Here is a 12,341-nt window from a genome sequence, read left to right as displayed (position 1 = left end):
GCCACCGTGCAGCGTTCAACCCGGCCCGTGATCCCGTCCCTGTTCTGAGAACCCCATCTTTGTCCCACGGTCTGTCGCAGACGTTCCCGCGGGAACGTCACATCGGCCCCATGTGTCAGATCCCGGTGAGGTCTCCGGGTTCAGCAGCAGCCGCAGAGGCCGCAGCGCAGGGCAGGCCGGCCCGGTGCACCCGCCGGTACGGCTCCGACAGCGCTGGGAAATCGTCGTCAGCACGCCGACAGTGCTGCGCAACGGTCGTTATGAGGCCTCATAACGACGCTTACGCAGCAGTCAAACTCCGACGACGGCCCGAAACGCACTGAAACGTCCGGAACGGGCCGGCCTCACCGCCTCCGCAGCACCCTGTCCGCGAGGCCGTAGTCCACGGCGGCCTGCGCATCGAGCACGCGCTCGCGCTCGAGGTCGGCGCGGACGGTGGCGAGGTCCTTCGCGCTGTGCTCGGCGATCACGGACTCGAGCTCCCGGCGCACTCGCTCGACCTCCTGCGTGGCGAGGATCAGATCGGGAACGGCTCCGCGGCCGCTCGCCTCGAGCGGATGCAGCACCACGCGCGCGTGCGGCAGCACCGCGCGCATGCCGGGTGTTCCCGCGGCGAGCAGCACCACGGGCGCGGCGACGACCTGCCCCACGCAGGTCACGGCGACGTCGCTGCGCACGTACTCGAGCGCGTCGTGGATGGCGAGGACGGCCTGCGCGTCCCCGCCCTCGGAGTTCAGGTAGAGCTGGATCGGGCGGTCCGGGGCGTCGTTCTCCAGGTGCAGGATCTGCGCGATCACGGTGTTGGCGACCCCGTCGTCCACGGGTGTGCCCAGGTAGACGATGCGATCGCTGAGCAGGCGGGAGAAGACGTCCGCGCTGCGCTCGGCGCCGTGGCTGGTGCGCTCGATGACGGAGGGGATCGTATAGCTGCTCACGACGCGCCTCCCGTCCGGCTCCCGGTCCGGATCCCGGCGCGGGCGCCGGCCACGCGACGCTCGCCGAACGGCAGGATCTGGTCGAGCGACCCCACCACGTGGTCGCAGAAGCCGTACTCGACGGCGTCGGCCGCCTCCCAGATGCGGTCGCGCTCGGAGTCGCGGGCGACCTGCTCGCGGGACTGCCCGGTGCGCTCTGCGGTGATGTCGATGAGCAGGTCGCGTCCCCTCCGCAGGTCCTCGGCCTGGAGCTCGATGTCCGCCGCACTGCCGCCGAACCCGGCCGACCCCTGGTGCATGAGGACGCGGCCGTGAGGGAGGATGAACCGTTTGCCGGGCGCGCCGTGGGTGAGCAGGTACTGCCCCGCGCTGTAGGCCATGCCGAGGGCCACCGTGCGCACATCGCACGGGATCACGTCCATGAGGTCGCCGATCGCGAGCATCGCGGGCACCAGCCCGCCGGGCGAGTTGATGAGCAGGGTGATGTCGCGGCTCGGGTCCTCGGCGGCGAGCAGCACGAGCTGCGCGCACAGCTGGGCGCCGTTGTCCTGCTCGAGCTCCCGGTCCAGCAGCAGGATCCGCTGGTGCAGGAGCCGCGTCGCGGTGCGGTCCGCGAGTGCGGGCGGAGCGGTCGTCGTGTTCGGGTCAGGGTCGTCGGATCCGGCGCGCGGTCCGAACGACCGGTGGGCGTCGGCGCGGGGGCCGACGGGGACCGTGCTCGGGACTGTTCTCTGTGTCATGTCCTCGAGCCTCGCGGCTCGGCGGGGCCGATGGGCGCTTCTCCGTCGTCCGCTGATCCACCGTCGGCTGATCCACCGTCGGCTGATCCGCCCCCCGCTGTTCTTCCGCGGGTCGAACCGACCTGGGCTGACAGAGCTCGTCACCTCTCCCCCTGAACCACTCCTCTCGGTGCCGCGCCGCACCTCACCCGTCTCGTCCTGCCCCTGCGCACGGTGCGCGACTACAGTGGAGGCATGGAGAATCCGGACAGGTCAGCCACGATGATCACCGTGTCCGACCGCTCGGCGGAGGGCACCAGGGAGGACCTCTCGGGTCCCCTCGGCACCCGTCTGCTCGAGGAGGCCGGATGGGAGGTCGAGGGCGTCGTCGTCCCGGATGACAGGGACGCGATCGCCGGTGCGATCCTCGCCGCGGTCGACGCCGGCGTCGCGCTCGTGGTCACCACGGGCGGCACGGGGCTGGGTCCTCGCGACGTCACCCCGGAGGCGACCGGCCCGCTGCTGGATCGGCGGATCCCCGGGATCGCCGAGCGCCTGCGCGCCGTCGTCGCCGATCGCCTTCCCGCCTCGATGCTCTCGCGCGGCCTCGCCGGTCTGCGCGGCCGCACGCTCGTGGTGAACCTGGCCGGCTCCCCCGGGGCCGTGCAGGACGGCATGCCCGTGATCCTCTCGGTCGCCGCCCATGTGGCCGACCAGGTCCGCGGAGGTGACCACACATGATCGTCCTGACAGCGGTGACCGCCGCCCCTCTGGACGTCGCCGCGCACCTCGACGCCGTCTCCCACCCGGAGGTCGGCGCGACCGCCGCCTTCATCGGCACCGTCCGCGACAACGATCCCGAGGCCACCGGGACGGTGGTGCGCCTGGACTACTCCGCGCACCCCGAGGCCGAGCGGCTGCTCGGCGAGATCGCGGCGCGCTGCGACAGCGAGGACGTGCGCATCGCCGTCTCCCACCGGACGGGATCGCTCGAGGTGGGCGGTGTCGCGATCGTCGCCGCCGTCTCGAGCGTGCACCGCACCGACGCGTTCGACGTGGCCCGCGAGGTCGTCGAGCGCGTGAAGGCCGAGCTGCCGGTGTGGAAGCGCCAGGTCGAGGCCGACGGGACCGCCGAGTGGGTGGGGCTGGGGAGCCTCGCCGAGACCGGGTTGAGCGCATGACCACCGCGTATCACCCCGGCCGTCCGAGCTCTGATCCGCCCGCTCCCGCCGCTGCGCCGAGGCCCACCGCCGTCGCCCTCCCCACGCCGACGGTCCGGGTGCGCACGGCGCAGGCTCCGTCGTCGCCCGGTGCAGACCCCGACGACCCCTCCCGCCCCGCCGACGCGTCGTCCGCCGCGAGGTCCTCCGAGGACGTCTGGGACGGCCCGCTCGTCGACAGCTTCGGACGCGTCCACCGCGACCTGCGCATCTCCCTCACGGACAAGTGCAACCTGCGCTGCACCTACTGCATGCCCGCCGAGGGCCTGCCGTGGCTCGCGAAGGAGAACGTGCTGACCACGGACGAGATCGAGCGCGTCGCGCGCGTGCTCGCCCGCCTCGGCATCGTCGAGGTGCGGCTGACCGGCGGAGAGCCGCTGCTGCGCCCCGACATCGTCGACGTGGTGCGGCGCCTGCACGCGATCGAGGGGCCCGAGGGGCCGCTCGACATCTCCATGACCACCAACGCGATCCGTCTGGACCGCGTCATGGAGGACCTCGAGGCCGCGGGCCTCTCGCGCTTGAACATCAGCCTGGACACCGTGGACCCCGAGCGCTTCACGAAGCTGACCCGTCGCGAGCGCTTCTCCGCCGTGCAGGCAGGGATCGCCGCCGCCCGCGCGTCCGGGCTGCGTCCGCTGAAGATCAACGCGGTCGCCATGCGCGGTGTGAACGACGATGAGTTCTGCGATCTGCTGCGCTTCGCGATCGATCACGAGGCCGAGCTGCGCTTCATCGAGCAGATGCCGCTGGACGCCGGGCACGTCTGGTCGCGGCACACCATGGTCGACGGCGCCGAGATCCTCGAGAAGCTCTCCGCCGAGTTCGACCTCGACCCCGTCGGCGACCGCGGCTCGAGCCCTGCGGAGGTGTTCCGCGTGCGGGGCACCGACGCGACCGTGGGCGTGATCGCCTCGGTCACCGCGCCGTTCTGCGGGGCGTGCGACCGGGTGCGGCTGACGGCCGACGGGCAGCTGCGCAACTGCCTGTTCGCGCGCGAGGAGTCGGATCTTCTCTCCCTGCTGCGCTCGGGCGGGTCCGACGAGGACGTGGCCCGGATGATCCGCGCGAGCATCGGCGCCAAGCGCCCCGGTCACGGGATCGACGATCCCGGCTTCCTGCAGCCCGACCGCCCGATGTCCGCCATCGGCGGCTGACCGGGCCGGAGCACCGGCGGGACCGGAACCCGGCCCGGGCGGACCGCTCAGGCGTCGTCCTCCTGCGGGTGCGTCTCCTCCCAGGCGGCGAGCTCGTGCTTGACCAGGCGCGTCGCCTCCTGCGGAGAGACGCCCGCGGCGACCGCGAGCCCCATGAGGTAGGTCGTCACCGGCGCGGCCGGGCGGGTCACCCCGTGGGCGACCTGGCCGGTGAGACCCAGCAGCAGGTTCGTCGGAACCTCCTCGGCCGTGAGTCCGAGGGCGGGTGCGAGCTGCTCGATCCAGGGCTCGAGCTCGGGCGGGACGCTGCGGGGCATGAGATCTCCTTGATGCGGCGGACGGGGTGCGTGGGGTGGCCGTGCGTGGGATGGGGTGGAGTGCGCGGGGCGGGGCGGATGCAGGACGCCCCCCCCCCGGCCGACGGCCGACGAACGCCGTGATCCGCGCCCCCGGTGCTCAGCTGCGGCGCCAGGTGCCGCTCTTGCCGCCGGTCTTCTCGACCAGCTCGATGCGCTCGACCGCCACTGACTTGTCCAGGCCCTTGACCATGTCGACCACCGCGAGAGCGGCGATCGAGACGGCGGTAAGCGCCTCCATCTCCACGCCCGTCCGGTCGGCGGTGCGCACGGTCGCGCGCAGCTCCACGCCGTCGTCCTCGATCTCGGCGTCCAGCACCGCGCCGTGCACGCCGATCACGTGCGCGAGGGGCAGCAGCTCCGGGGTGCGCTTGGCGCCCTGGATGCCGGCGATGCGGGCCACGGCGAGCACGTCCCCCTTGGGGACGGTCCGATCGCGCAGGGCGGCGACGATCTCCGGGGGGCACAGCACCTTGCCGCGCGCGGTCGCGCTGCGCACCGTCGGCGACTTCTCGGTGACGTCGACCATGCGCGCCCGGCCGTCGTCGTCGAGGTGGGTGAAGGGCTGGGGGTTCTCGCTCATGACAGCACCATCACCTCGATCTCGTCTCCCTCGCGGACCCGTTCGACGTTCGCGGGGACGATCGCGAGATCGTGCGCCCGGGCGAGGGAGACCACCAGGTGGGAACCGCTGCCGCCCGCGCTCGCGGGCGCGACGGTCTGCTCGTCCATGACCGCGGGCAGCGCCTGGGCGCGGCCCACGGGGCAGGTCCATGCGGCGCGCGCCCGCCGCTGGACGGTGGGGCGGAAGAGGTCGCTGCGGCCCGCCATCGTGCGCAGCGGCGGCCGCACGAACAGCTCGTAGCAGACGGCGACCGCGACCGGATTGCCGGGCAGGCAGAAGACGGGGAGATGCTCCCCCACGACGCCGAACCCCTGCGGCTTGCCGGGCTGGATCCCGACCTTCTCGAAGCGCACGCCGAGCGGCGCGAGCGCATGCTTGGCGACGTCGAACGCGCCGACGCTCGCGCCGCCGCTGACCACGACGGCGTCGGCGAGATCCTGCTCCGCGAGCGCGCGGACGTGGCGGGCGAGCTCCTCGCCGTCCTCGTCGCGGAACCAGGAGACGTCCGCGATCTCGAGCCCGTCGGCCGCGAGGGCCGCGGCGAGCAGCACCGAGTTGGACTCGGGGATCTGGCCGCGTCGCAGCTCGTGCCCGGCGGGCACCAGCTCCGACCCGGTGGAGACGACGGCGACCCGCGGCCGCCGGATCGCGCTCACGCGGCCGTGGCCGGCCGATGCCACGGCGGCCAGACGCCACGGCGTGAGCTCGACACCGGCGGGCACGGCGACCTCTCCCTCGGGGGTGTCCTCGCCGCGGCGGCGGATGTGCGCGCCGGGCTTCGGCTCCTCGAGGATCTCGATCCGGGCGGGGAGTTCGTCGGCCCCCGTCGGCTCGCTGCCCGTCGGCCCGGTCCGGACCTTCTCGATCGGCACGATCGCGTCAGCGCTCGTCGGGACCGGCGCACCGGTCATGATCCGCACCGCCTCGCCGGTGCCGAAGGGCGGGTCCTCGGAGGAGCCTGCCGGCACGTCGCCCACCACGTGCAGGCGCGCATCGACTCCCGCCTGGGAGCGACGCACGGCGAACCCGTCCATGGCGGAGTTGTCGAACAGCGGCACCGGATGCGCGGTGCGGACGTCCTCGGCGAGCACGGCGCCGCGCGCCTCGGCGAGCGGCAGCTCCACCGGATCGAGCCTGCGGACCGCCGCCAGGAGGCGGGCGCGATGGTCCTGCCAGGGGATCATGCCCTCGCCTCTGCGCGCCGGATACGGAGGGTCATGGTCGAGGTCAGCATGCTCTCCATGCTAGTCGCGCCCCCGTCCCCGACGGCGGCATCCGGTCCCGCGGGATCCGGCCGGTCACGGCTCCCGCGGGCCGGCCGCACCCGCCCCCTCCGTGCGGCTCCACCCGCATCCGCGGGAAGAGGGCCGAGATTCCTCCGCACGTGCGGGTCCGTGGTGTACTGGAGCGCATGACCACCTTCCGCGTGAGCGACGCCGCCGGCCTGCTCGGCGTCAGCGATGACACCGTGCGGCGCTGGATCGACAACGGGGCGCTCACCGCCTCGGCGGACGCCTCGGGCCGCACCGTGCTGGAGGGCAGCGAGCTCGCCGCGCACCTCGAGGCCTCCGCGGGCGGGCCCGGCGATCCCGTGCAGCGCGGATCGAGCGCCCGCAACCGTTTCGTGGGTCTCGTGACCGGCATCGTCAGCGACCGGGTGATGTCCCAGGTGCAGATGCAGTGCGGTCCGCACCGCGTGGTCTCGCTGATGTCCACCGAGGCCGTCCGCGAGCTCGAGCTCGAGGTCGGCTCCCTGGCGACGGCCGTGGTCAAAGCGACCACCGTGATCGTCGAGACGCCCTGACCCGGAGCGTCCCGCCCGCCTCTCACCTGCTCTCCCGTCCCGCTGTCCCCTCCCGCAGAATCGAAGGATCACCCATGCCGCTGTCGACCACCGCCCGCCTGCGCACCGCCGGTGCGCTCCTCGCCGTCTCCGCCTTCGCCCTGGCCGGGTGCTCGGGCTCCGGATCCTCCGACTCCGCGGCCTCGGACTCCGGTGACGGCTCGACGAAGACCCTCACGATCTTCGCCGCCGCCTCGCTCCAGGGCCCCTTGGACACCATCGCCGAGGACTTCTCGAAGGCGCACCCCGAGTACGAGGTGAAGCCGATCGTGTACGACGGCTCGCAGGCGCTCGCCACCCAGGCGATCGACGGGGCGGACGTCGACGTGCTCGCCTTCGCCTCCGAGAAGAGCCTCGAGCCCGTCACCGAGGCCGGCATCACCGACGACTCGAAGATCTTCGCGACCAACACGCTGGAGATCGCCGTGGCCCCCGGGAACCCCAAGCGCATCAAGACCTTCGAGGACCTCACGAAGTCCGGCGTCTCCGTGGTCACCTGCGCCTCCGAGGTCCCCTGCGGCCAGGCCACCGACAAGGTCGAGGACGCCACCGGCGTGACGCTGAAGCCGGTGAGCGAGGAGACCAACGTGACCAGCGTCGTCAACCGCGTCTCCGAGGGCGAGGCGGACGCGGGCCTGGTCTACACCACCGATGTCACCGCCGCGGGCGACAAGCTCGAGGGCGTCGACTTCCCCGAGTCCGACGAAGCCGTGAACAAGTATCCGGTGGCGATGAGCACCAAGGCCGAGGATCCCGAGGGCGCCCAGGCCTTCGAGGACTACCTGCTCTCCGACGACGGCCGGAAGGTGCTCGACGAGGCCGGCTTCGGCGCGCCGTGAGACCTCCCTCCTGGCTGCGGACCATCGCCCTGGTGGGCCTCGCCGTGCTGGTGCTGCCGCTCGCCGGGATGCTCACCCGGGTGCACTGGTCCACCCTCGGCGAGGACCTGGTCGCCCCCTCGACGGTGACGGCGCTCTGGCTCTCGCTGCTCACCGCCTTCTGCTCCACGATCGCATGCCTGGTCCTGGGCTTCCCGCTCGCGTTCCTCATCGCCCGCGCGTCCTCGCGCACGGCCGCGGTGCTGCGGGCGGCCGTGATGGTGCCGCTGGTGCTGCCGCCGATGGTGGGAGGCCTCGCCCTGCTGTCCCTGCTGGGACGCTCGGGCGTGATCGGTCGGCCGATCTTCGAGGCCACCGGGTTCTCCCTCCCGTACACGACGGCGGGCGTGATCGTCGCCCAGACCTTCGTGGCCATGCCGTTCCTCGTCATCACCCTCGAGGGCGTGCTGCGCACCTCCGGCCAGGGCCATGAGCGGGTTGCCGCCTCCCTCGGCGCGAGCCGTTGGCGCGTGCTCACCCGCGTCACCCTGCCGCTGGTGACGCCCGGCCTGGTCGCGGGGACCGTGCTCGCCTTCGCACGCGCCATGGGCGAGTTCGGGGCGACCGCCCTGTTCGCGGGCAACTCCGAGGGCGTCACCCGCACCATGCCCCTCGCGATCTACACGGCGTACAACGGGGTGGGCGTCAGACAGGACTCCGCCCTCGCGCTGTCCCTGCTGCTGCTGGTGAGCGCCGTGGTGATCGTCACGGGCCTGCGCTCCTGGCGCGAGGAGGCCGTGCGGTGAGCGCGGGATCGGAGCGCCCGACGGGTGCGGGCCTCACCGCCGATCTCGTGGTCCGCCGCGAGAGCTTCGACGTGCGCGCCCGCCTCGAGGTGCCCCCGGGCGGCCGCCTGGCACTGCTCGGTCCGAACGGGGCCGGCAAGTCCACGATCCTCGGCGCCCTCGCCGGCGCCGTCCCGCTCGCCGACGGACGCATCGCCGTCACCGTCGGCGGCGAGCAGGCGCGGGAGCACGTGCTCGATGCCCCTGGTCGCCGCAGCGTCCCCACGCATCTGCGCGGCATCACCCTGCTCGAGCAGCGTCCGCTGCTGTTCCCCCACCTGGATCTGGTCGCGAACGTGGCCTTCGGCCCGAGAGCGCGCGGCATGGCCCGGCGCCCGGCCCGTGCGCTCGCCCTGGACTGGCTCGACCGGGTGGGCCTCGCCGACCGCGCCGCCCAGCGCCCGCACCGCCTCTCCGGAGGTCAGCAGCAGCGCGTGGCCCTCGCCCGAGCCTTCGCCGTCGGCCCCTCGGTGATCCTGCTCGACGAGCCCTTCGCGGCCCTCGACGCCGAATCCGCCCCGCGCGTGCGCGGACTCCTCTCCCGCGAGCTCGCCCGCACCGGCACCACCGCGCTGCTGGTCACCCACCAGCTCAGCGACGCCTGGGACCTGGCCGACCGCTGCGTGGTCCTCGAGTCCGGCACGATCCGCGAGCGCACCGCCCCCGAGCAGATCGCGACGTCCCCGCGCAGTCGCTTCGGCGCGCGCCTCGCGGGCTTCGGCGTCATCGAGGGCACGTGCACGGCCGGGGAGGGCGGAGCTGCGGGCGCAGCCCTGCGCGTGGACGGCGCGGTGCTGGCCGGCGCGCCCGATCCCGAGGCCCTTCCGCAACATGGCGAGAGCGCCCTGGGGATCGCCGCCCCGGAGGACGTCGATCTGCTGCCGCTCGACGACGGGGCCGCGGCGGGTGACGGCGACGGCCGACGGGGCTCGTCGGGTGTGGTCGGCCAGGTCATCGGGGTGCAGGCGAGCGCCGGTCGCGTCCGTGTCGAGGCCGACAACGGCCTGGTCGCCCAGGTCTCCCCCGACGCCGCCGCACGGGCCACCGGCAGCGGCCTGCCGGTCGTCGGCTCCCGGCTCCGCTTCGCCCCGCGCGCCCTGCGCCTCCTGGAGGACTGCCGCCAGGACGAGCCCGCCCGCTGACGTCGGCCGCTCGTGCCGCGCGAAGGCCCCGGCGTACCCTGAGCGGCATGGGTCGCATCACCTCCAGCCGTCCGATCACCCGCATCCGCCTGGGGTACGGCAGCACTCGCAGGCCCGACACGCTCGCGGTCGAGGAGCCCCTCGAGATCCGGGCGGATGGGCGCCCGGTCGCGGTCACGATGCGCACTCCCGGCCATGATGTCGAGCTCGCGACCGGCTTCTTCCTCTCCGAGGGGATCATCCGCGGTTCGCGGGACGTCGTGCAGGCGATCCACTGCGGCGGCCCCGGCACGGGCGGCGAGCTGAACACGTACAACGTGCTCGACGTGACGCTCGCCCCGCACGTACCTCCGCCCTCCCGGTCGAGCGAGCGGAACTTCTATACGACCAGCTCGTGCGGGGTGTGCGGGAAGGCGAGCATCGACGCCGTCCGAACCGTCTCCGCCTTCGGCGTCACCGACGACGACCTCCGCATCACCCCCGAGCTCATCGCCTCCCTGCCCGACGCCCTGCGCGAGCACCAGGACGTCTTCGACAAGACCGGCGGGCTGCACGCGGCGGGGCTGTTCGACGCCGCCAGCGGTGAGCTGCTCGTGCTGCGCGAGGACGTCGGGCGGCACAACGCCGTCGACAAGGTCGTGGGCTGGGCCGCGCAGAACGGCCGCCTTCCCGCGCGCGGCACGATCCTGCAGGTCTCGGGCCGCGCGAGCTTCGAACTGGTGCAGAAGGCCGTGATGGCCGGTATCCCGATGCTCTCCGCTGTCTCCGCCCCCTCGTCGCTCGCGGTCGAGCTCGCCGTCGAGTCCGGTCTGACCCTCGCGGGCTTCGTGCGCGGGCCGCGGCTGAACGTCTACTCGCGGCCCGACCGGGTGCTCGAGCCTGCCGTGGAGCAGCAGGGCGCGGGCGGGGCCGACGTCGGGACCGAGGTCGAGGAGAGCCGGCCCGCCGCGGTCCGCTGAACGGCGCGGTCCGCAGAACAGCGCGAGCCGGAGTCGCGGTGGGTGCGGGGCGCCGGGTCAGCCGGAGACCCGCCGGGCGTAGCGGGCAGGGGTCTCGCCGGTGACGGCGCGGAAGTCGCGGACGAAGTGCGACTGGTCGAACCAGCCCAGAGCGGTGGCGATGTCGCTCAGTGAGCGCGGGTCTCCGCGATCGAGGGCGGCCGTCGCGTCGATGACCCGGGCTCGCACGAGCATCCGCTTCACACCGACACCGAGCCCTCGGTCGAACAGCCGCTGGAGCGTGCGCGCCGAGACGCCGCTGCGACGCTCCAGATCAGCGAGCGAGTGCGTCGCCGAATCGTCGATCATGCCCAGGAGGCGACGCAGCGTCGGGGCGTCGGGCGGCGCCTCCGGGCCCCGTGCGAGGAGCCACGCGTCGAGACGCGCGGCCGCGGACACCGCATCGTGGGGCAGTGCGCCCGACGGGTCGCCGTCGGCCAGGTGCGTCGCGGCCTCGCCGAACCACTGCTCGGCGGGGATGGTGCGATCGCGCAGCGCACGCAGGTCCTGCGTCGCGAAGGCGCGCGTCCCGCCGAGCGCGAACTTCACGCCCACCACGCTGCCGCTGCCGGTCAGTCGCACGTCGAAGCGCCCCCGGGTCACGGGGCCGGTGATCCAGACGCTCGCTCCCACCGTGGTGTCTGTGGCGTCCGTGCCGTCCCGCTGCGCGCCGCCGCGTTCGACGGTGAGGTTCATCGACGGATCGTCGAGAGTCGCGACCGGGAAGACCTCCCCGTCCTCCAGGTCCCAGCGAACCGACCAGTACCGCTCCACCCAGGGACGCAGCGCGGCACAGGGCCGGGCGAAGTCGTAGCGTGCCCGCTGCAGGAGCTCCTCGGGGCGCAGCACATGGCCGTACATGTGCGAAGGTGTCGCCTTCGTCCTATCGGCGTCCGTGCCCATGACGGCAGTCTTCCACCCATGGACGACACCGCTGTTGCACGCCTTGCCATGACGACTCTCGACGCCTCCGAGACCGAGCCGGAGGCCCGCTTCTGGTCCGCGGTGCTGGGATGGCCGATCGCCGTGCTCACCGAGGACTACGCGATGCTGACCGGCCCCTCCGGAGCCCTCGGCATCGGCCGCATCCCCGACCACGTGCGCTCGACCTGGCCGGACGACGGCCGCAAGCAGTTCCACCTGGACCTCGCCGCCTCCGACCCGCAGGCCGCGGCGGAGCGCTGCGTCGAGCTCGGCGCCACCCGGGTCGAGCCCCAGCCCGGGGACACCTGGATCGTGCTGCAGGACCCGGCCGGGCACTTCTTCTGCCTGACCGACGAGAAGAACTGGGGCTGACGACGAGAGAGGCGCGCGCGCCATACTGGCGCCGGATGCTCGATCCCGAGCGCGAGCGGACCGTGCGCGAGCGCCTGCGGATCGGCCGTGACGCCGACGCCGCTCCCATCGGCTTCCTCATGATCGGCACCGGGCGCGACGAGGACGCCCCGCATCCGCTCGAGCTGCAGGCCCTCAACATCGGCCGCGAGTTCCACGGCACCGGTCTGGCGCAGGCGCTGGTCGCGGAGCTGCTGGACGATCGGCACGCCTACCTGTGGGTGGTCGAGGACAATCCGCGCGCCCGCCGCTTCTACGAGAAGGTCGGCTTCCGGGCCGACGGCGGCACGAAGATCGATCCCTCCCTCGAGGACCTCCGGGAAATCCGCATGTCCCGCTGACCGAGTC

Annotated in this window: 16 protein-coding genes; 10 read left to right on the top strand and 6 right to left on the bottom strand. The window is 73.2% G+C overall.

What is annotated here, in order from left to right:
• Nucleotides 1–344: 344 nt before the first annotated feature.
• Nucleotides 345–935 (bottom strand): ClpP family protease, encoded by a 591-nt coding sequence (locus Bra3105_RS01360; protein WP_200500874.1) that lies wholly within the window; start codon nucleotides 933–935, stop codon nucleotides 345–347.
• The gene (locus Bra3105_RS01355) at nucleotides 932–1,675 is read right to left on the bottom strand and encodes a ClpP family protease (protein WP_228358305.1); all 744 of its coding nucleotides are present in this window, start codon (nucleotides 1,673–1,675) and stop codon (nucleotides 932–934) included. The genes Bra3105_RS01360 and Bra3105_RS01355 overlap by 4 nt, the downstream gene beginning before the upstream one ends.
• A 234-nt stretch (nucleotides 1,676–1,909) precedes the next feature.
• On the opposite strand from Bra3105_RS01355, the gene Bra3105_RS01350 reads away from it, so the two are divergent.
• Genes Bra3105_RS01350 through moaA form a run of 3 tightly spaced genes read left to right on the top strand, consistent with a single transcriptional unit; the run spans nucleotide 1,910 to nucleotide 4,031 of the window.
• A complete protein-coding gene (locus tag Bra3105_RS01350; RefSeq protein ID WP_228358304.1) occupies nucleotides 1,910–2,395 on the top strand; it encodes a MogA/MoaB family molybdenum cofactor biosynthesis protein in 486 nt (161 codons plus the stop codon).
• On the top strand, nucleotides 2,392–2,835 hold the full coding sequence (locus tag Bra3105_RS01345) for a molybdenum cofactor biosynthesis protein MoaE (RefSeq protein WP_228358303.1): 444 nt from the start codon (nucleotides 2,392–2,394) through the stop codon (nucleotides 2,833–2,835). Before Bra3105_RS01350 ends, Bra3105_RS01345 begins: the two co-directional genes overlap by 4 nt.
• Nucleotides 2,832–4,031: a GTP 3',8-cyclase MoaA gene (gene moaA, locus Bra3105_RS01340; protein WP_228358302.1), complete on the top strand. Its 1,200-nt coding sequence runs from the start codon at nucleotides 2,832–2,834 to the stop codon at nucleotides 4,029–4,031. The genes Bra3105_RS01345 and moaA overlap by 4 nt, the downstream gene beginning before the upstream one ends.
• A 47-nt stretch (nucleotides 4,032–4,078) precedes the next feature.
• Here moaA and Bra3105_RS01335 read toward each other — a convergent pair whose 3' ends face one another.
• The 3 genes from Bra3105_RS01335 to Bra3105_RS01325 all read right to left on the bottom strand — a co-directional run bounded on the left by Bra3105_RS01335 (nucleotide 4,079) and on the right by Bra3105_RS01325 (nucleotide 6,196).
• The gene (locus Bra3105_RS01335; RefSeq protein WP_228358301.1) at nucleotides 4,079–4,348 is read right to left on the bottom strand and encodes a DUF6457 domain-containing protein; all 270 of its coding nucleotides are present in this window, start codon (nucleotides 4,346–4,348) and stop codon (nucleotides 4,079–4,081) included.
• A gap of 139 nt (nucleotides 4,349–4,487) precedes the next feature.
• Nucleotides 4,488–4,970 carry a cyclic pyranopterin monophosphate synthase MoaC gene (gene moaC, locus Bra3105_RS01330; protein WP_228358300.1) on the bottom strand — a complete coding sequence of 161 codons (483 nt, stop codon included), beginning with the start codon at nucleotides 4,968–4,970 and terminating at the stop codon, nucleotides 4,488–4,490.
• Nucleotides 4,967–6,196, bottom strand: coding sequence for a molybdopterin molybdotransferase MoeA (locus Bra3105_RS01325; RefSeq protein ID WP_228358299.1), 1,230 nt, complete (start codon nucleotides 6,194–6,196; stop codon nucleotides 4,967–4,969). The genes moaC and Bra3105_RS01325 overlap by 4 nt, the downstream gene beginning before the upstream one ends.
• A gap of 227 nt (nucleotides 6,197–6,423) precedes the next feature.
• Here Bra3105_RS01325 and Bra3105_RS01320 point away from each other — a divergent pair, with 227 nt between their 5' ends.
• The 5 genes from Bra3105_RS01320 to fdhD all read left to right on the top strand — a co-directional run bounded on the left by Bra3105_RS01320 (nucleotide 6,424) and on the right by fdhD (nucleotide 10,619).
• Nucleotides 6,424–6,816 (top strand): TOBE domain-containing protein, encoded by a 393-nt coding sequence (locus Bra3105_RS01320; RefSeq protein ID WP_228358298.1) that lies wholly within the window; start codon nucleotides 6,424–6,426, stop codon nucleotides 6,814–6,816.
• A 74-nt stretch (nucleotides 6,817–6,890) separates the two neighbouring features.
• Nucleotides 6,891–7,694, top strand: coding sequence for a molybdate ABC transporter substrate-binding protein (gene modA / locus Bra3105_RS01315; RefSeq protein WP_228358297.1), 804 nt, complete (start codon nucleotides 6,891–6,893; stop codon nucleotides 7,692–7,694).
• Complete coding sequence (locus Bra3105_RS01310; protein WP_228358296.1) at nucleotides 7,691–8,479, top strand: ABC transporter permease; 789 nt, start codon at nucleotides 7,691–7,693, stop codon at nucleotides 8,477–8,479. Before modA ends, Bra3105_RS01310 begins: the two co-directional genes overlap by 4 nt.
• Nucleotides 8,476–9,660 carry an ABC transporter ATP-binding protein gene (locus Bra3105_RS01305; protein WP_228358295.1) on the top strand — a complete coding sequence of 395 codons (1,185 nt, stop codon included), beginning with the start codon at nucleotides 8,476–8,478 and terminating at the stop codon, nucleotides 9,658–9,660. Before Bra3105_RS01310 ends, Bra3105_RS01305 begins: the two co-directional genes overlap by 4 nt.
• A gap of 47 nt (nucleotides 9,661–9,707) precedes the next feature.
• A complete protein-coding gene (gene fdhD, locus Bra3105_RS01300; RefSeq protein WP_228358294.1) occupies nucleotides 9,708–10,619 on the top strand; it encodes a formate dehydrogenase accessory sulfurtransferase FdhD in 912 nt (303 codons plus the stop codon).
• A 57-nt stretch (nucleotides 10,620–10,676) separates the two neighbouring features.
• Here the strand turns inward: fdhD and Bra3105_RS01295 are convergent, their stop codons facing one another.
• Nucleotides 10,677–11,561, bottom strand: coding sequence for a helix-turn-helix domain-containing protein (locus tag Bra3105_RS01295; RefSeq protein WP_228358293.1), 885 nt, complete (start codon nucleotides 11,559–11,561; stop codon nucleotides 10,677–10,679).
• An 18-nt stretch (nucleotides 11,562–11,579) separates the two neighbouring features.
• Here Bra3105_RS01295 and Bra3105_RS01290 point away from each other — a divergent pair, with 18 nt between their 5' ends.
• Both Bra3105_RS01290 and Bra3105_RS01285 read left to right on the top strand, forming a co-directional pair.
• Nucleotides 11,580–11,954 (top strand): VOC family protein, encoded by a 375-nt coding sequence (locus Bra3105_RS01290; protein WP_228358292.1) that lies wholly within the window; start codon nucleotides 11,580–11,582, stop codon nucleotides 11,952–11,954.
• 35 nt (nucleotides 11,955–11,989) lie between these two features.
• Entirely contained in the window at nucleotides 11,990–12,334 is a 345-nt protein-coding gene (locus Bra3105_RS01285; RefSeq protein WP_228358291.1) for a GNAT family N-acetyltransferase, read from the top strand.
• The last annotated feature ends 7 nt before the right edge of the window (nucleotides 12,335–12,341 follow it).

Source organism: Brachybacterium halotolerans subsp. kimchii (assembly GCF_020792675.1).
Lineage (GTDB): Bacteria > Actinomycetota > Actinomycetes > Actinomycetales > Dermabacteraceae > Brachybacterium > Brachybacterium halotolerans.
This window is presented reverse-complemented; position numbering and strand designations above follow the sequence as displayed.